Annotated in this window: 18 protein-coding genes; 1 reads left to right on the top strand and 17 read right to left on the bottom strand. The window is 47.1% G+C overall.

Annotated elements, in window-relative coordinates:
* Positions 1-12 precede the first annotated feature (12 nt).
* The 16 genes from hflX to surE form a co-directional block, all read right to left on the bottom strand.
* Complete coding sequence (hflX, locus tag KDM87_RS07330; protein ID WP_212678700.1) at positions 13-1,143, bottom strand: GTPase HflX; 1,131 nt, start codon at positions 1,141-1,143, stop codon at positions 13-15.
* 38 nt (positions 1,144-1,181) lie between these two features.
* Positions 1,182-1,418, bottom strand: a complete 237-nt coding sequence (hfq, locus tag KDM87_RS07335) for an RNA chaperone Hfq (protein ID WP_186883535.1) — start codon at positions 1,416-1,418, stop codon at positions 1,182-1,184.
* Between the two features lie 143 nt (positions 1,419-1,561).
* Positions 1,562-2,902 carry a ribosome biogenesis GTPase Der gene (gene der, locus KDM87_RS07340; protein ID WP_212678453.1) on the bottom strand — a complete coding sequence of 447 codons (1,341 nt, stop codon included), beginning with the start codon at positions 2,900-2,902 and terminating at the stop codon, positions 1,562-1,564.
* Between the two features lie 6 nt (positions 2,903-2,908).
* Entirely contained in the window at positions 2,909-4,054 is a 1,146-nt protein-coding gene (bamB, locus tag KDM87_RS07345; protein ID WP_212678454.1) for an outer membrane protein assembly factor BamB, read from the bottom strand.
* An 11-nt stretch (positions 4,055-4,065) separates the two neighbouring features.
* Positions 4,066-4,716 (bottom strand): YfgM family protein, encoded by a 651-nt coding sequence (locus tag KDM87_RS07350; protein ID WP_212678455.1) that lies wholly within the window; start codon positions 4,714-4,716, stop codon positions 4,066-4,068.
* A gap of 12 nt (positions 4,717-4,728) precedes the next feature.
* Positions 4,729-6,090 (bottom strand): histidine--tRNA ligase, encoded by a 1,362-nt coding sequence (gene hisS / locus KDM87_RS07355; protein WP_212678456.1) that lies wholly within the window; start codon positions 6,088-6,090, stop codon positions 4,729-4,731.
* A 16-nt stretch (positions 6,091-6,106) separates the two neighbouring features.
* Positions 6,107-7,375, bottom strand: a complete 1,269-nt coding sequence (gene ispG, locus KDM87_RS07360) for a flavodoxin-dependent (E)-4-hydroxy-3-methylbut-2-enyl-diphosphate synthase (RefSeq protein WP_212678457.1) — start codon at positions 7,373-7,375, stop codon at positions 6,107-6,109.
* A gap of 2 nt (positions 7,376-7,377) precedes the next feature.
* Entirely contained in the window at positions 7,378-8,379 is a 1,002-nt protein-coding gene (locus tag KDM87_RS07365; RefSeq protein ID WP_230407670.1) for a helix-turn-helix domain-containing protein, read from the bottom strand.
* A complete protein-coding gene (gene pilW / locus KDM87_RS07370; RefSeq protein WP_329604907.1) occupies positions 8,372-9,178 on the bottom strand; it encodes a type IV pilus biogenesis/stability protein PilW in 807 nt (268 codons plus the stop codon). The genes KDM87_RS07365 and pilW overlap by 8 nt, the downstream gene beginning before the upstream one ends.
* The gene (gene rlmN / locus KDM87_RS07375) at positions 9,175-10,332 is read right to left on the bottom strand and encodes a dual-specificity RNA methyltransferase RlmN (protein WP_212678459.1); all 1,158 of its coding nucleotides are present in this window, start codon (positions 10,330-10,332) and stop codon (positions 9,175-9,177) included. Before rlmN ends, pilW begins: the two co-directional genes overlap by 4 nt.
* Before the next feature lie 83 nt (positions 10,333-10,415).
* On the bottom strand, positions 10,416-10,841 hold the full coding sequence (gene ndk / locus KDM87_RS07380; protein ID WP_176803749.1) for a nucleoside-diphosphate kinase: 426 nt from the start codon (positions 10,839-10,841) through the stop codon (positions 10,416-10,418).
* 137 nt (positions 10,842-10,978) lie between these two features.
* On the bottom strand, positions 10,979-12,316 hold the full coding sequence (gene rlmD, locus KDM87_RS07385; RefSeq protein ID WP_212678460.1) for a 23S rRNA (uracil(1939)-C(5))-methyltransferase RlmD: 1,338 nt from the start codon (positions 12,314-12,316) through the stop codon (positions 10,979-10,981).
* Between the two features lie 129 nt (positions 12,317-12,445).
* On the bottom strand, positions 12,446-13,495 hold the full coding sequence (gene rpoS, locus KDM87_RS07390; RefSeq protein WP_212678461.1) for an RNA polymerase sigma factor RpoS: 1,050 nt from the start codon (positions 13,493-13,495) through the stop codon (positions 12,446-12,448).
* Positions 13,496-13,620: 125 nt separating this feature from the next.
* Positions 13,621-14,547: a peptidoglycan DD-metalloendopeptidase family protein gene (locus KDM87_RS07395; protein WP_212678462.1), complete on the bottom strand. Its 927-nt coding sequence runs from the start codon at positions 14,545-14,547 to the stop codon at positions 13,621-13,623.
* A gap of 45 nt (positions 14,548-14,592) precedes the next feature.
* Positions 14,593-15,435: a protein-L-isoaspartate(D-aspartate) O-methyltransferase gene (locus KDM87_RS07400; RefSeq protein ID WP_212678463.1), complete on the bottom strand. Its 843-nt coding sequence runs from the start codon at positions 15,433-15,435 to the stop codon at positions 14,593-14,595.
* Positions 15,432-16,169, bottom strand: a complete 738-nt coding sequence (gene surE, locus KDM87_RS07405) for a 5'/3'-nucleotidase SurE (RefSeq protein ID WP_212678464.1) — start codon at positions 16,167-16,169, stop codon at positions 15,432-15,434. The genes KDM87_RS07400 and surE overlap by 4 nt, the downstream gene beginning before the upstream one ends.
* 107 nt (positions 16,170-16,276) lie before the next feature.
* On the opposite strand from surE, the gene KDM87_RS07410 reads away from it, so the two are divergent.
* Positions 16,277-17,257 carry an NADPH:quinone oxidoreductase family protein gene (locus tag KDM87_RS07410; protein ID WP_212678465.1) on the top strand — a complete coding sequence of 327 codons (981 nt, stop codon included), beginning with the start codon at positions 16,277-16,279 and terminating at the stop codon, positions 17,255-17,257.
* Between the two features lie 81 nt (positions 17,258-17,338).
* Here the strand turns inward: KDM87_RS07410 and KDM87_RS07415 are convergent, their stop codons facing one another.
* Entirely contained in the window at positions 17,339-18,571 is a 1,233-nt protein-coding gene (locus KDM87_RS07415; RefSeq protein ID WP_212678466.1) for an HD-GYP domain-containing protein, read from the bottom strand.
* Between the last annotated feature and the right edge of the window lie 23 nt (positions 18,572-18,594).

The raw sequence follows: 18,594 nt of genomic DNA on the forward strand, positions 1-18,594 counted from the left end.
GTAATATTCGAACTACTGGAGATTAAAACGAACGTCATCGAATTGAGAAGTCAATTTTTCATCTGACATTTGTTGCGCTTTAACAGAAGCGAAATCAGCGATTGTGTCGCGTAACAGACTTAGTCCGACGCCGGTACGGGCACTCAAAAAAATCCGGTCAATTTTACCATATTCATTCAGGGCAACTGATGGTTCCAGACCCGCCAGATCAATCTTATTAAACACAATCAACTGAGGAATATGATCGGCACCAATCTCCTTCAACACCTGATTGACCTGAAAAATCTGCTCTGTCCTGACTGGGCTATTTGCATCGACCACGTGCACAAGCAAATCAGCGTGAATAGTCTCTTCAAGCGTTGCCCGGAATGCCGCCACCAGTTGATGCGGTAATTCACGGATAAATCCAACCGTATCTGAGATAACGACACTTCCAGCGTCGCCAAGATAGAGGCGTCTAGATGTCGTATCAAGTGTCGCAAATAATTGATTTGCCGCGTAGGCGCCAGCCTTCGTAAGAGCATTAAACAATGTCGACTTACCAGCATTTGTGTAACCGACCAATGAAACTGAAAAAGTTTTACTGCGATCACGTGAGCGCCGCTGAGTTTCGCGCTGCTGACGCAGCTTATCCAGCTTAGCCTTCAGCATTTTGACGCGCTCACCCAGAAGACGCCTATCCGTCTCTAACTGAGTCTCACCCGGCCCACGCAAACCGATACCACCTTTTTGCCGCTCAAGGTGAGTCCAGCCACGGATTAAGCGCGTCGCAAGATGCTGCAGCTGCGCCAACTCGACTTGAACCTTCCCCTCGTGACTCTTCGCTCTTTGGGCAAAAATATCAAGAATGAGGCTAGTACGATCAATCACGCGAGTTTTGAGGCGACGCTCAAGATTTCTTTGTTGAGCCGGAGATAAAGCGTGATTAAAAATGACCAAATCAAGCTCGGAATCAGCAACAGCTGCAATCACCTCATCAGCCTTGCCAGAGCCGATAAACAATGCAGCATCCGGCCCTGATTTTTTGCAGGTGATTGTCGTTACAACATCCGCTCCGGCAGACTGTGCCAGTAGTGAAAGCTCTTCGAGACTATCGGCAAAACCATCTTTACCGAAATCAACACCGACCAAAGCGGCGCGCATATTTAAAGACATGTATCCAAATTTTCAGGGGCCAAAAATTACTCGGCCTCAGCTTCAGAATTAATACTCACGGCACGCGCAGGCACAACAGTGGAGATAGCGTGTTTATATACCATTTGCGTTACGGTATTTCTCAGCAACACGACATATTGATCGAAAGATTCAATATGTCCCTGTAACTTAATACCATTTACCAGGTAAATAGATACTGGGATATGTTCTTTACGCAGCGCGTTCAGAAACGGGTCTTGTAACAGTTGCCCTTTGTTGCTCATGACAGCTCCATTGTGTTGTTGTGATCAGGAGTTTGGGATTATCTTGTATTTTTCAAGCAATCCATCCGAAATTACAGCTATCTGTAATGCTTTTTTATTCAATTCGCAAAAATTATTGCGCCATGCGAACCAGTGCAAACCAATTACTTCGTTTTATCAAACGGATTTTTACCGGATCGCATCTCTATTCTCAAAGGAGTTCCCACCAATGAGAACGTTTCCCTGAAATGCTTCTCCAAATAACGCTTATACACATCACCAACTGCATCGAGCGCGTTACCGTGAATTACAATGATAGGTGGATTTTGTCCACCCTGATGAGCATAACGCAATTTTGGCCTGATCGAACCTTTGCGCTTAGGTTGCTGATGCTCAACCGCCTCAATCAAAGCACGAGTCAATTTTGGCGTTGATAAATTCGCCATCGCAGCAGCGTAAGCAGAATCTATCGATTTCATTAACGGGCCGATGCCTGTCGATTTCAGGGCTGAAATAAAATGGAATTTTGCAAAGGTGAGGAAGTTCAACTTCCGCTCGATGTCCATTTTAATTTCATCTCGCCGATCGCTTTGTAAGCCATCCCATTTATTTACACCAACAACCAAGGCTCGGCCTGACTCGAGAATAAATCCGGCGATATGCGCGTCTTGCTCAGAAATATCCTGCTGCGCATCCAGCAATAAAAGAACGACGTTCGCTTCAGAAACAGATTGCAGGGTTTTGACCACTGAAAATTTCTCAATCGCTTCAAAAACCTTACCGCGTCGGCGAATACCAGCAGTATCGATTAAGGAATAATGCTTACCATCCCTCTCAAACGGAATCTCAATTGAATCCCGAGTTGTACCAGGCATGTCAAAGGCAATCACACGATCTTCACCAAGCAAGGTGTTCACCAAAGTTGACTTGCCGACATTCGGGCGCCCGACAATAGCAATCCGGATACCTTTAACCGCATCCTCAGCAGGTTCCGATTCTGGTGGTCGCTGTGCAAACGCAATATCGAGCGACTCTTCTACCAGATCAGCGACACCATCTCCATGGGCAGCAGAGATCACATACGGATCACCAAGTCCTAGCTCATAAAAATCTGCTGTTACTGAAGAATACTTCATACCTTCGGCTTTATTGACAACCAACATCACCGAGCGACCAGACTTACGTAAAAAATCTGTGATCGTTTTGTCGTGCGGCGTCAAGCCCTGACGTCCGTCAACGATAAAAATAATGACATCAGCTTCAGCAACTGCTTGCTTGGTCTGTTTTGCCATCTCATGCAAGATACCTTCTTTCGCTACTGGCTCAAAGCCACCAGTATCAATAACCAGAAAAGGTCGCTCACCAATACGTCCCTCGCCATAATGACGATCACGAGTGAGCCCTGGTAAATCAGCTACCAACGCATCACGTGAACGGGTAAGCCGATTGAACAGCGTGGATTTGCCGACATTTGGTCGACCTATAAGTGCAATAACCGGCTTCATTTAATATTACTCGGTTGCGATCGCAACCACTAATCCTGATTTTGTTTGAACAATCAAATTTGAACCGACCACGACAGGCGCAGCTAAAATCTGACTACCATCAGTAGGTAACCTACCGATGAAAGAACCATCTTCTCTTGAGAGAAAATGCACGTAACCTGCCAAATCACCCACGACAACAGAGCGACCAAAAGAAACAGGCGTTGATAAGCGACGATTGGCAAGCTTATCATTTTTCCAAGCACTAGAACCTGATTCACGATTATAAGCAGTCAGAGCACCACCAACATCTGCAGCAAAGACAAAGCGCTCATCGACACCGACACCAACCTCACTGGATAATTTCTTTACCCAACGAACAGCGCCTGTATTCAGATCGAAGCAACCGACCCGCCCCTGATAAGCACTGGCGCAAACATCACGCCCAATGATCGCAGGAAATCCTGAAACATCCGCAACACGCTCAAGTTCAGTCGCACCTTTTGGCTCTCCAACCACGGCTTCCCAGCGCAAGCTGCCATTGGCGAGAGATAAAGCTGCCATACGCCCACCTGGCAAAGCGATGATCACCTGATCACCTGCAACGACCAAACCTGGGAACGCACGTAACGTTAAAGCGGGCAAAGTACGCTCAACCACCCATTTACGGGCGCCGGTTTCAACGTCATATGCGCTAATTTTATTATCAATGCTACGAACAACAACTAAACTATCAGATAATGCCGGGGCTGATAAAATTTCTGTGGAATCCTGATTTTTCCAACGCAGCTTGCCTTCATTATCGAAAGCAAACAAACCCCCCTTATCACCTGCAACGACGACCGTTCTGGCATTCGCTCCGACACCGCCCGTCAAACGCACGCCAGCGTTAATACGCCAGTCTGCACGTCCACTGGCCGCATCAATCTTCAGCAAGGTTCCATCAGCGGCAGCAACATAGAGCTGCTGCCCAACAATTGCCGGCGAGAACACGTAGTTTTGAGCCGAACCGACCTGAACGGACCATAACTGTTTAACAGAAAGAGTCGGTTTTATCTCTAACAATGCTGCCGGTACATTTTTTTCAGATTTTGAGGAGAATGGATTCCACGAAGAACATCCTGCCAAAACACACAATGCAGCCGCCGAAATTATTTTGGCAGAAAAATGCATAAACACTCCTGTTATTTGCTTACTGACTCAACAGATCCACCAATCGCATCCAATTTAATTTGAATTAATTGTTTTACTGAATTTTTTTCTGTCGCCTTGTCCAATGCAACCTGGTAGGACTTTCTAGCGTCGTCCAATTTAGCCTGCGCAACGAAAATATCGCCTTTTCTGTCAGCAACATCTGCTTGCAGCTCAGCTGGAAATTCACCTGACAACTGTTTCAACGCTTCATCAAATAATTTTTCATCCAACAAAATACCAGCCAGACGTATCTTCGCTAAAGCCTTGTACTCGTCGCCTCTACCAGAATCAATTACCCACTGAAGCTGACTTTTAGCAGACTTCAAATCATTTGCATCAAACGATGTTTTAGCTGACACCAATGCGGCCATCGAAGCGTATGACGTCGCAGGAAACTTCTCTTTTAAGTCACCCACAGCGCGCTGAATCTTTGCCGCATCTTTTGCTGTTACAGACTTCTGCAACTCTTCATATAACTGCGAGGCTTGCCCCGCCTGATTCGTTTGATAGTTATTCCATTGCATCCAACCTGCATAGGCAGCAAGCGCGATGATCAAAACCCAGGTAATCAAATTACCATATTGCTTCCATGTTGCTTTCAGTGTTGCGAGTTGCTCTTGTTCTTCGAGATCGTATGCCATGTTTTTATAAGATTAATGGTTAATATGAATATGATTCGGGTCATCGCAGCAAGAGCTGTCATCACCAGTGCCTGCGATCTGATCAACCAGATAATCTACCGCAGCATCAAACGGAACACTGATTTGATTATTTTCAGCAATATCGGATCGCATGGATTTTATACTGACATTATTATTGGCAACCTCGTCTTCACCAATAATCACCGCGTATGCGCAACCACTGGCGTCTGCCTTCTTCATTTGCGATTTAAAACTACCAACCCCGGTCGCGGTTGCGCAATGTAGCACAACATCAAGCCCGGCATCGCGTAATCGCTCACCAAGAACCAAAGACTGCATTTGCCCCTCGTCAGTCTGGTGAACCAGATAAACATCACACAAGGAAGGCTGATGAACATCACCAGCAACCTTCATCAATTCAATCAGTCGTTCAATCCCCATTGCAAAACCACAAGCAGGCGTTGGCTTTCCACCAAAAGTTGAGAATAAAGTATCATAGCGTCCACCAGCACACACTGTTCCCTGTGACCCTAACTCGTCTGTCACCCACTCAAAAACAGTGCGATTGTAATAATCCATACCTCTCACAAGACGCGGATTAATCGTGAACGGAATACTGTTGTGACGCAGTATTTTTTGTACTCCATCAAAGTGAGCCAGCGACTCAGCGCCGAGATAATCCAACAGTTTTGGCGCAGCATTGACCATTTCTTGCATCGCAGGATTTTTTGTATCAAGTATCCGCAGTGGATTGCTATGCAAGCGACGCTTCGCTTCCGCATCGAGAATATCAGAGTGATTCTCAAAATAACTGATTAACGCTGCACGGTGCAAATTTCGCTCGTTTGCATCACCGATCGAATTTAACTCAAGGCACACATTCTGCAAACCGAGATCATCCCAGAGCCGCTGACACAGCATAATCAATTCAGCGTCAATATCTGGCCCACTAAAACCCAAGGCCTCAGCACCTACCTGATGAAACTGACGATAGCGTCCTCGCTGAGGCTTTTCATGGCGGAACATAGGGCCCGCATACCAAAGGCGCTTCGGGCCATCATAAACAAGATTGTGCTCAATTGCTGCACGCACGACTCCCGCTGTTCCTTCTGGACGCAAAGTCAACTTATCGCCATTCATCGAGTCTTCAAATGAATACATTTCTTTTTCGACGATATCGGTCACCTCACCGAGTCCACGGGCAAACAGCGGAGTAGGCTCAACTATCGGTGTACGAACCTGCTGAAAACCATAGCTCTTCAAGACCGAGTGAACCGTATTTTCGAATAGTTCCCAGAGCGCAGAATCATCAGGGAGCAAATCATTCATTCCCTTAACACCAACTATTTTTTCTATTTTTTTATTTTCTGACATAAGAAACTCAGTTCAATTATTCAACTACTGTTGGTGCATAACGCTTTGCGACATAGTTCAGCACAATTGCCTGAAATTCTTCAGCAATTCTATCTCCACGCAATGTCATCGCTTTTACACCATCAATAAACACTGGTGCAGCTGGCGACTCACCTGTACCCGGAAGGCTAATACCGATATTTGCGTGTTTTGACTCACCAGGGCCATTCACGATACATCCCATGACAGCAACATTCATACTCTCAACGCCAGGGTACTGCTTCTTCCAGACAGGCATCTGCTCACGCAAGAAAGTCTGAATATCGTCTGCCAATTCCTGAAATACCGTGGAAGTCGTGCGACCACAACCAGGACAAGCAATCACCATCGGCGTAAATTTCCGCAACCCCATGGTCTGCAAAATTTCCTGACCTACAATCACCTCACGACAACGGTCACCGCCAGGCTCGGGAGTCAACGATATACGTATCGTGTCGCCAATCCCCTCTTGCAACAATACCGAGAGCGCAGCGGTGGAAGCAACGATCCCTTTGCTCCCCATTCCCGCCTCAGTTAAACCCAAGTGCAAAGGATATTCGCAGCGCGTCGAAAGTTCCCGGTACACCGCAATCAAATCCTGCACACCAGAAACTTTGCACGATAAGATAATTTTATCCCCAGCCAACCCCAGTTCCTCTGCACGCTGCGCATTTTCTATCGCAGATGTAATCAACGCTTCATACATGACAGACTGCGCAGTCCAAGGCACGGAACGACGAGCATTCTCATCCATAATTCTTGCTAACAGGGTTTGATCCAGACTACCCCAATTAACACCAATACGAACGGGCTTATCATAACGGCAGGCCAGCTCTATCATCTGAGCAAACTGAGATTCGCGCTTTGCCCCTTGCCCTACATTACCCGGATTAATCCGGTACTTCGACAAGGCTTGCGCACACTCAGGAAAATCCTGCAGCAAGGTATGACCGTTATAATGAAAATCACCAACCAGCGGAACATCAACATCCATTTTGTCGAGTTGCTCGCGAATTGCCGGAACAGCCGCCGCCGCCTCAGGATTATTGACAGTAATACGCACCAACTCAGAACCTGCCCGTGCCAGATCCTTGATCTGAATTGCGGTTGCAATTACATCGGCAGTATCTGTATTTGTCATTGATTGCACAACAACCGGCGCATCACCGCCGATCACAACTTTGCGCTTTCCGTAGACTACGCTTGCCGCACGACTAAGACGTCTCTGGCGTGGGCCAGACAAAATTTCAGACAAAAGAGACTCCATACTTACTTGACAATCAAATTAACGACATTCGAGTCTTTGCCTGTAGTGATATCCATTGCATTACCGCGCAGCGACGCATCAACTCCCGCAGCGTTACCCAGTCTCAGTTGCAAGGTTTCTTTCACATCAAACACTTCTTCACTACCCGCTTTTGCCAAATGCGAAGTGAGAACTGTGCCATTTTCTTTTTTAACCTGCACCCATGAATCCTGGCGAAACTTCAGCCGCAACTTATCATTACCAGCATTAACAGGCTGAACCAAAGGTGCATTTTCAGCTGCATTGGATGAAACTACTGCAGCAATTGGATGACTGGCAGAGGTTACTTCAACTAAGGTTTTAGGCGGTTCACTGCGCTCAGCATTCGCACTATTGGCAATCTCAGCAACCGCAGAAGACGGCGCAGAAACAGGGCTGGCTTTTTCAACAACGGGCATAGATGCCGTAACAGCCTCTGCAGAACTTGCAGAAACAGACAGAGCATCAGTCTGAACAGATGGTTTTGCGAAAAAAGCCTTCACATAAGAAGATTGCTCCACATATTGATACGACACAAATAGCAATGCAGCCACCGCAAAAAAGGCGGCTGCCATCAGATATCTGCGATTATTGTTTTCGCTTCTCCCCAAAAATGGCGAGCGCGATTCCTGAAAAGGGGTTGCCAGAGTGGGTTGCAGCCCAGCATCTAGCGCTTGCCCAGTTTGATCATCAGGCAAGCAAGCAATAAGCTCAGCAGGATCCAGTTTAAGCAGCTTTGCGTAGGAACGTACAAATCCCCGCACAATCACCAACTTTGGCAACTGTTCAAAAGCATTATTTTCTAACGCAATAATCTGCCGAGGCGACAATTTAAGTTGCCCCGCCACCTGCTCAACACTCAATCCAGCCAAAGTGCGGGCTGCAGACAGCAAACCACCAGCAGTCTGAACAACACTTAGCGCTGGCTTAGACTCTCCTGCAGAAAGCAATACCTCTGACGCCGGATTCAACCCCACATCACTCATCAAAAGATCCCCGCTGCAAAAGGCCAAATTCACGTGAACCCGGATGACGTCGGCGCAATTGCGTCGCATAACCAGTCATAGCAGCCTCGTCGCCGAGTCGTTTTTCAATTTTTATGGCAAGCCACAAAACATCCGCAGTTAATACGTCAAACTTAATTACTCGGTTGATATAAAAACGAGCCTGACTATATTCGCCACGGTCATACAGAATTTTGGCAAGGTTTGCGTTAATACCTGGATTTGCCGGATCTTGCTTAAAGCCCTCGACGAAATACTTTTCAGCGCGAGGCACGTCCTTCATCCTCAGGCTACAAAGACCCGCATTGTTATAAGTTTTACCTAAATTGGCGTATGCTGGATTATTTATAACGCGATCAAGATAAGCCAAGCCCTGCTTTTCGCGACCATTCTGACAAAGAAACCAGCCATAATTATTCTCCACGTCGACATTCCCTGGGGATAGTTTCAGTGCCTGCAAAAAATTATCTTCCGCTAATTGCTTTTCACCGATATCCATAAAAATAACGGCGCGAACAGCGTAGGCATCAACCATATCCGGATAAATCAATAACGCTTGCCTGATCTCTTCCAGCGCAACTTTGTGCTGTCCTTGCTGATAATAGCCGACTGCCAATTGCATTCTGATAGACGCGCGCTTTTGCAGTTCAAGCTTTTCCGCTGAAACAGCGGACTCATCGACACGCGCATCCAAATGCCTGGACGCACAAGCAGAAACAGACAAAACCAGAGAAAGGAGCAATACCTGCTTTGCGCGAGAGCTAAATTCAAAAATTTTCACTGTGTGATCTCCACGATCTTGCCAAAATTTTCGCCAAATTTCTTTTGATATTCTGCCATTTTTTGCATGCGCTCCTGCACACGCGTCCTATCCTTCACATCACCTGCTAACTGACCACATGCTGCATCAATATCATCGCCCCGCGTTTTACGTGTCGTTGTGACGATACCAGCGTCCATCAACACTTGTGCAAAAGCTTTAATCCTTGGATTGGCGGAACGCTTCAGACCCGACTCCGGAAATGGATTAAACGGAATCAGGTTAAACTTACAAGGCACATTTCTCACCAGTTGAATCAACTCACGTGCATGCTGATCCGAATCATTAACACCATCCAACATACAATATTCAAAGGTAATGAAATCTCTTGGCGCAAATTCCAGATAACGCTTACACGCCGCCATCAACTCGTTTAACGGGTATTTTTTATTTAACGGTATCAAACTGTCGCGCAGCACATCATTCGAGGCATGCAAAGAAACTGCCAATGCGACCGGGCACTCCTGCGACAACTTATCCATCATAGGAACAACACCACTGGTCGACACCGTAACACGTCGACGGGACAAACCATACGCATTGTCATCCAACATTAAACGCAACGCGGCGACCGTGGGTTCGAAGTTTAACAGCGGCTCGCCCATCCCCATCATCACAACGTTGGTAATTTGGCGCTCACCTTTGGGACCAGGAATCACGCCTTTCGTCTTCCTTAATTCAAACTCTGCCATCCATAACTGACCGATAATTTCTCCAACAGTCAGATTACGATTAAATCCTTGCTTACCAGTGGAACAAAAGCGGCAATTCACCGCACATCCCGCTTGCGTAGAGATACACAAGGTTCCACGATTTTCTTCAGGAATAAACACTGTTTCAACAGCATTCCCCTGCCCTACATCAACCAACCACTTACGGGTACCATCAGAAGAAGTGTGATCACTAATTACAGAGGGAGCAGCTATAACCGCTCTGGTTGCCAACTTTTCGCGCAAAGACTTTGCAAGATCAGTCATCTCATCAAAAGTACTCGCGCCAAATTGATGAATCCAGCGTTGCAACTGCTTTGCACGGAACGGCTTCTCACCCAACTCGCCGCAATATGCAGTGAGCTGCGCAGGATCTAAATCCAATAAATTAATGAGTGCCGTCATGCGTTTTTCTTTCTTACACCCTACACCACAACATTTTGCGGTGCAGGGAGATAATTTCTAACTACTAATCAATCTACTTCAAATTAACGTGAATACACGTTTAATGCTGGGAAGAAATAAGCGATTTCAACTGCAGCAGTTTCAGCAGCATCAGAACCGTGCACTGCGTTTGCATCGATAGATTCAGCGAAATCAGCACGAATAGTACCTTTTTCTGCTTTCTTAGGATCAGTTGCACCCATCAGATCGCGGTTTTTCAGAATCGCGCCTTCGCCTTCCAACACTTGCACAAATACAGGACCGGAGATCATGAAATCAACCAGATCTTTGAAGAATGGACGTGCTGCGTGAACAGCATAAAAGCCCTCTGCTTCAGCGCGGGACAATTGTGTCAGGCGAGCAGCAACAACTTTCAGACCTGCGTTTTCAAAACGGCTGACAATTTGACCAATCACGTTTTTTGCAACTGCGTCAGGTTTAATAATAGACAATGTACGTTCGATAGCCATCAAAAACTCCAATAAAAAGAAAGGGTTAAGACAAAAACTCAAGAATTCATCTAACCTTCGATTTTAGCATGAAACACTTCGCAGAACATGTCTTTAGAGTAAGCTAAAGCCAAATGCCTCACTCCATCGCGATCCGCTTAGTCAATCAGATCAAATACCGCCATCGATTCCACATGCGAAGTATGCGGAAACATGTTCACCACGCCAGCATAACTCAGCTTGTATCCTGCATTTCTTACCAGCATACCTGCGTCCCGAGCCAGCGTGGATGGGCTGCATGAGACGTAGACAAGTCGTTTCGGTTTTAATTCAGGTTTTTTTTCTGACAAATCAATCAAGGCCTGACAAAGAGCCATCGCACCATCACGCGGCGGATCAATCAGGAAGCGATCGAACTTGCCCAAGGCAATCAAATCATCCGCCGTCACCTCAAACAAATTCCGCGTACTGAATGAGGTTTTCTCCGCCAAGCCATTATGCACCGCATTTTCAAGAGCCCGCTCAGTCAGCGCAGTACTACCTTCAATGCCAACCACCTCTCTTGCCATCGTTGCTATCGGAAGCGTGAAATTGCCCAATCCGCAAAAAAGATCCGCTATACGCTCATCTTTCTGCACATCCAGCAAACGCAAGGCGCGCGCTACCAATACGCGATTAATATGATGATTCACCTGAGTAAAATCCGTCGGCTTAAATGGCATCTTAACGCCGAATTCCGGCAGCAAATAATGCAAATTACTTTCAACCGGATAATAAGGCACAGCAGTATCAGGCCCTTTCGTCTGCAACCACCATTGAACACTATGCTCATCTGCAAATGCTTTTAACTTCACCTCATCGTCCGGAGTCAGCGACTCCATGATGCGCAGCACCATTGCAGTAACACCCTCACCTATCGCCAATTCAATTTGCGGCAAGGATTCAATAATCGACAGCGACGCAATCAATGAGCGCAACGGCACCAACATTGCAGAAACATGCGGTGGCAATATCTGACAGGTTTCCATATCCGCCACATAGCGAGATTTTTTCTCATGAAAACCAACCAGCACCTTATCTTTTTTAATGACGTGACGAACCGATAATCTGGCTCGGTAACGATATCCCCAGGTGGGTCCATAAATTGGGCGCAGCATTGTCTCAGCTTTTACTTTTCCGATATGCCAGAGATTATCTTCCAGAATACGTTGTTTCATCGCCACCTGTGCATCCGGCTCCAGATGCTGCATGGAGCATCCGCCGCAAGTACCAAAAAACTCGCACTTAGGCTGAATGCGCTGAGAAGATGCATGAACAACGTCCGTCAGTGTCGCCACCTCCCAGCTTGGCTTCTTTTTATAACTACTGAAGGTAACTGTTTCACCTGGCAACGCACCTTCGACAAAAATTACTTTACCTTGCGTACCATCTTCGTTTTGCAAATGCCCGACGCCACGCGCGTCCATATCAAAAGCACGTATTTCAATTTTATTCATGGGAATGTCGGCGCGAAAAACAGCTGCGCCATATCAATGATCGATTTCAAAAGCGGAATTATAAAAGAAGTGGGAGACTCTACCCTAGCAATAAACAACTAAAGTGCAGAATATCCGGAACGAATCCAGTCACAGCAAAGAATCCCGTCCCAGTCCACGCGATGCAAACGAGCGCTTCAACTTAATCAAGGCTTCTTGCTGAATCTGACGAACGCGCTCCCTCGTGATACCCATTTCATCTGCCAGAGCTTCCAGAGTGGCAGGATCATCATTATCCAACCCAAAACGCCGGATAACGACTATCCGCTGCTTATCAGACAGCCGTGACAACCAGTCTCTGACAAGGATGGTCATCTCATGATGTTCAGCCAGAGCATCAGGCGCAGTATCACTATCACCCGGCAACAAATCCATTAAGCTCGATTGCGGGTCATTATCCAAAGGCATATCAAGAGAAGTTGCATGTTCAGACAACGCAAGAATATCTTGTACTTCATCCGCAGGACGATCAACCAGCAATCCGATATCCTCAGCTTTTGCCTCGCGTCCATCACGCTGACGCGACTCCAGGTGATACTTTGCCCGAAGAATCTGATTCAGCTCGCGAACCACGTGCACCGGTAAGCGGATGGTTCGCGCCTGATTCATAATTGCCCGCTCTATACTTTGACGTATCCACCAGGTTGCGTAGGTAGAGAAACGAAAACCACGCTCAGGCTCGAATTTGTCAATTGCATGCATTAAACCGAGATTTCCTTCCTCTATCATATCGAGCAGGGCAACGCCGCGATTAATATAGTGCTTGGCAATCGAGACAACCAGCCTGAGGTTGTGCTCTATCATTTTCTGTCTGGCGTCGAAATCTCCTTGTTTTGCCAGCGTCGCAAAATGCAATTCTTCCGCGGAGTTAAATAAGGGGCGAGTGCCTATTTGATTCAGGTAATACTGGGTAGTGTCAGTAGATAATTCACTGGCTAATACAGTCTTGAGCTCATCGATAGGTGCAACGATTAAAGAAATGGGATCGACTTCGCGCCCATTGGGCTCATCAACATCGTCGCTCACTTCGACATCCAAAACAATGCCGGCCCCAGCATTATCCAGATACTCATCGGGAATGACTTCAGCGTCTTCGTGTGCGGCGACATTTAACTTGCGGTCGATCGTATTTTTTTGCATAGATTTCCATCTGAATAAAATATATATACGAAACAGACAACTTTAAGAAATGAACAACCTCAACAAAAAAACATCAACAACTACACGCTTTTAAAAAATAACCAATAAACCCAGATTAAATAAATCTAGCGCGCAGGTAAATAACGCGATGGATCAACCGGCTTTCCTTGCAAGCGTATTTCAAAGTGCAACTTAACGCCATCGCTGTCAGAGTTCCCCATCTCAGCTATTTTTTGCCCTTTAGTGATGGACTGCCCCTCTTTAACAAGAATTGTCTTGTTATGTGCATACGCTGACAACAGACTGTTGTTATGCTTCACAATCACTAAATTTCCATAGCCACGGATACCGCTACCGGCATACATCACCTTACCAGCACCAGCTGCGAAAATATCCTGCCCCATACGCCCAGCAATATCGAGGCCTTTATTCTTATCATCAAACCCGGCTAACAGCTTGCCATCAACCGGCCACATCCAGTCAACCGCATCAACATCTGCAGCACTCTCTGTCGATTTTTCTTGTGGCTTAACGACTGCAACTTCAGTTTTAACCGGTGCGACACCACTACCGTCTGGCTTCTGAAGCTCGGCGAGATTGCTTTCTGAATATGGACGCTTATCTCCTTTAGGCGACACCTTGGCCCCACTCGGACCTGAAGACAGCGGCTTCACTTCAATTGAGGACGAGGATGCGATCGCCACTGGCTGCGCGCCATTGACTTCAGGAGGCGCAACCCGCAACACCTGATCCACCTTGATGTCATTCGGATTTTTCAGATTATTCCAAACCACCAGATCACTGTAACTCTGCCCATGATCTAAAGCGATTCGGTACAAAGTATCTCCGCGCTTGACCACATAGTTCCCTCGCGCAGAATCAACTGGTTTAACCACCTGCTTAGGAGTTGGCGGAGGCACATACACCTCGTTTGATGAGGACATACCGCGCTCAACCACCGGAGCTTTATTCGGCGTCGAGCTACACGCTGCCAGAAGCGAAGCGACGCATCCCAACGCCAATAAATTTTTCAGGCTTTTTATTTTGTTCATTCTCATTACAAATTTACAGGTGAATTACGATCTTGTGACACGATCTCAAATGACTCCGGAACGCAAAGGAACGAAGTGACAATTTTCTACCATAGTACTGTTCCAGTCATGTACTGAAACACGCTCGATGAGTTGCAAAACCTGATGCCGATCACCGACTGGCGCGATCAAACGCCCGCCGATTTTCAGTTGCATCAACAAGGCATGAGGCACCTCCATACCGGCTGCAGCCAATATGATACCGTCAAACGGGGCGACCTGAGGCATACCCAGCATTCCATCGCCATAGTGCAAACGTATATTTGCAATACGCATTGGCCGCAAGTTATTCTTCGCCAATTCGTGCAAGGCTTTGATACGCTCAACAGAATAAACATCTTTCGCTATTAATGACAGCACCGCTGCCTGATAACCACATCCCGTTCCTATTTCCAGAACCTTATCAAGAGCTGCTCCATTCCGCAAAATCTCCAACATCCGGCCAACAATGTATGGCTGCGAAATAGTCTGGTGGTGACCAATAGGAAGCGAAGCGTCAACGTAGGCCTGACTGGCAAGACCAGAGTCCAGAAACATGTGCCGGGGAATCGCTTGCAATGCTGCTAAAACCAGAGCATCACTGACTCCCTGCTGCGCCACCCTTGCAACCATTGCGCGTCGGACCCCATCAGACACCAATGGACTGGCAAACGGAGCAGATTGTTCAGCTTGTTTCTTTTCACTGTTGACAGCAGGACTTACGCGGATAGCCAGATTGGCACCTTGCCTGGCGTTTTGCGTTGCCGTCTGCGTTGATGCACTGCGACCAAAGTGATCGCCACGTCCGGCTTCACGTTGATCAACAACCGACGATAAGGAGAGAGGAAAACGCTTTTCTTTCGTTGTCATTGAATGTTCATGGCCAGCATGTCCAATTGTCGCGTATTGGTCAAATCAACTTGTAGCGGCGTGACAGAAACATAATTTCTCGACGTCACATCAAAATCAGTTCCTTCTCCACCATCCAAAACCGCTCCGGGTGGCCCTATCCAGTAAATATCACGTCCATGCGGGTCTCTCATCGGAATAACGGGCTCAGAACTGTGTCGCTTCCCGAGGCGCGCCCGACGTATTCCTTTTATTTCGGTACGGGGTAAATTAGGGATATTAACGTTCAGCAAATAAGGTGAAGGCAACTCAGGAAACCCACGCCGAACCAATTCAGCCGCTACTGTTGCCGCAGTATCCAGATGCTGCCAACCCTTATGCACCTGAGAAAACGCAATTGCTGGAATACCAAATAAGTATCCCTCGGTAGCCGCTGCCACGGTACCGGAATACAAGGTATCGTCACCCATGTTTTGCCCCTGATTGACGCCTGAAACAATCAGATCAGGGCGCTCAGTCATAATCGCCGTCAACGCAATATGCACACAATCAGAGGGAGTACCGTTCACAAAATAAAAGCCGTTTGCTGCCCGCTGCACGGACAAAGGTCTGTCCAGCGTTAAAGCATTCGAAGTACCGGAACGGTTGCTGTCTGGCGCAACAACCGTAATCTCAGCAAAAGACACAAGCGCTTCTGCCAGAGCAACGATGCCAGGAGCAAGATAACCATCATCATTACTAATTAAGATTTTCATAAGCCACATTCTACCTGATGCGGAAAAACAAATTCCTCCTGTCATCAATTTTTACGGCATAATCAAAAAAATTAAACGGTCGTACTATTTTAAAATTGGAGACTTATATGAAAGCCGTTGTATGTAAAACCTGGGGCACCCCGGATACCCTGGAAATAATCGAACTCCCGGATCTAATACCCGGCGCCGGAGAGGTGGCAATTGCCGTCAAAGCCACAGGCGTTAATTTTCCGGACTTCCTCATCATACAAAACAAATATCAGTTCAAACCTGAACTACCGTTTACGCCGGGCAGCGAGTTGTCCGGAATTGTTTACGCTGTCGGTGAGGGCGTAAAGCATATCAAGACTGGTGACAAAGTAATTGCCTTTATCGGTCAAGGGGCGTTTGCTCAACAAGTTTTAGCGCCCGCCAATGCTGTCATTCCTATGCCAGAAGGAATGGATTTTGATACAGCCGCGGCAATCACACTGACCTATGGCACATCACATCATGCAGTGGTTGACAGAGCGCAACTGAAAGCAGGTGAAACCATGTTGGTACTTGGTGCTGCGGGTGGCGTTGGTCTGGCCGCGATTGAAATCGGAAAAGCGATCGGTGCCAAGGTGATTGCGGCAGCTTCAACGGATGAAAAGCTCGACATCTGCCGCCAACATGGCGCCGATATGACGATCAATTACAGCAACACTGATTTACGTGAAGCGATCAAAAGCGCGACCGATGGCAAAGGGCCTGACGTGATATATGACCCGGTTGGCGGCATCTACGCTGAACCTGCATTCCGCTCCATCGCTTGGCGCGGACGCTATCTGGTCGTCGGTTTTGCGAATGGTGAGATTCCGAAATTACCGCTGAATCTTGCACTGTTAAAAGGTGCATCGCTGGTCGGTGTGTTTTGGGGTGAATTTGCCAAGCGCGAGCCCAAAGCCAATATGGCGGCAATGAGTGAAATGATAGGCTGGCTGAGAGAGGGCAAAATCAAGCCCCACATTTCCGCCCGATATGCATTGAACGAAACGGCCAGCGCATTGAACGATATCGCAGCCCGCAAAGTGACCGGTAAAGTCGTGATACAACCAGAAAGATAATGCATCACGCGTTATTGAAAAAAAACTCCACGCAGATGTCGTGGAGTTTTTTTTACATCTGACCAGGCAAAACAGTGCAAGTCAATGTGGAGCTGCGTCACCAAGCCAATAGCGATTGATGTCTTTTAACCCCCACTTCGATGCATCTTCTCTTGCGACAATTTTATCCTGCAAGCCCGGACCAGCCAAATCCAGCAACTCAGGAACGATATAACCCATAGATTTGACGGAGAAAAACACCCTGACTTTGGGAGATAACAAAGACTTACCGATCTGTTGTTCAACAACGACGCCGAGTCGCCCGGACTCCATCCGCACCAAAGTACCAACCGGATAGATGCCGATGCTCTTTACAAATGCCTGAAATACTTTTTCATCGAAATGCCCCTTACTCCACTCGGCCATTTTCCGTAAAGATTCTGCAGGACACCAACCTTGTTTATATGGGCGGTCTGAGGTGATCGCATCATACACATCACATACCGCTCCCATCCGCGCAAACAGGCTGATTTCCTCGCCTTTCAGACGATCCGGGTAGCCGCTACCATCCATTTTTTCGTGATGATGCAAACACACATCCAGCGCAACCTGACTCACGCCATTTGCTTCCAGCAGCATTTTGTATCCAGCAGCAGGATGCTCTTTGACGGAGACGAATTCCGCATCAGTCAACTTACCTGGTTTATTCAGAATATCAGGGTCAATACCCATCTTACCGATATCATGCAGCAAACCTGCCAACCCTGCCTCACGGGTATCTGCATCACTTAAACCTAATTGCTTGCCCAAAGCGACCATCAACGCACAAACCGCAACCGAATGCATGTAGGTGTAATCATCCTTGGTTTTCAGTCTTGCAAGACCAATCAGGGCACCGGGATTACGCATTACAGAGTCAGCAATCTCCTCAACCATTTCCTGGGCATTACCGACATCAACGGCTTTTCCCATCCGCGCTTCACTGAACATAGAAAAAACTGCCGCACGCGATTTATTCACAATCAAAGAAGCTCTGTCGAGCTCCTCTGCCATAGAAACCGGTGCTATCTGTCGTGGAACTGGCTGTTTTACGACAACCGCCTCGACGACTGGTTCCGGTTCTTGCTTTACTTCAGGCTCGGCTTGAAGAACGTCAAGGCCTTTGCTTGTGTCTATCCATGCTTCCTGTATCTTTGATTTCTGGATCTCCACCAATTCGGCGGGGTCCGAAAGAAGAAACGATTTTTTCCAGAATGGCGTATCTATCCATGAGCCGCATAACTCAGTGACAAACATACCCACTCTCAATTCGGATGTTTTAATTTTTTTTAGCATAAAGAAGCGAGTGGAAGCGATAA

The sequence above is a fragment of the Cognatundibacterium rivi genome (genome assembly GCF_018139565.1).
GTDB classification, from domain to species: Bacteria; Pseudomonadota; Gammaproteobacteria; order Burkholderiales; family Burkholderiaceae_D; genus Undibacterium; species Undibacterium rivi.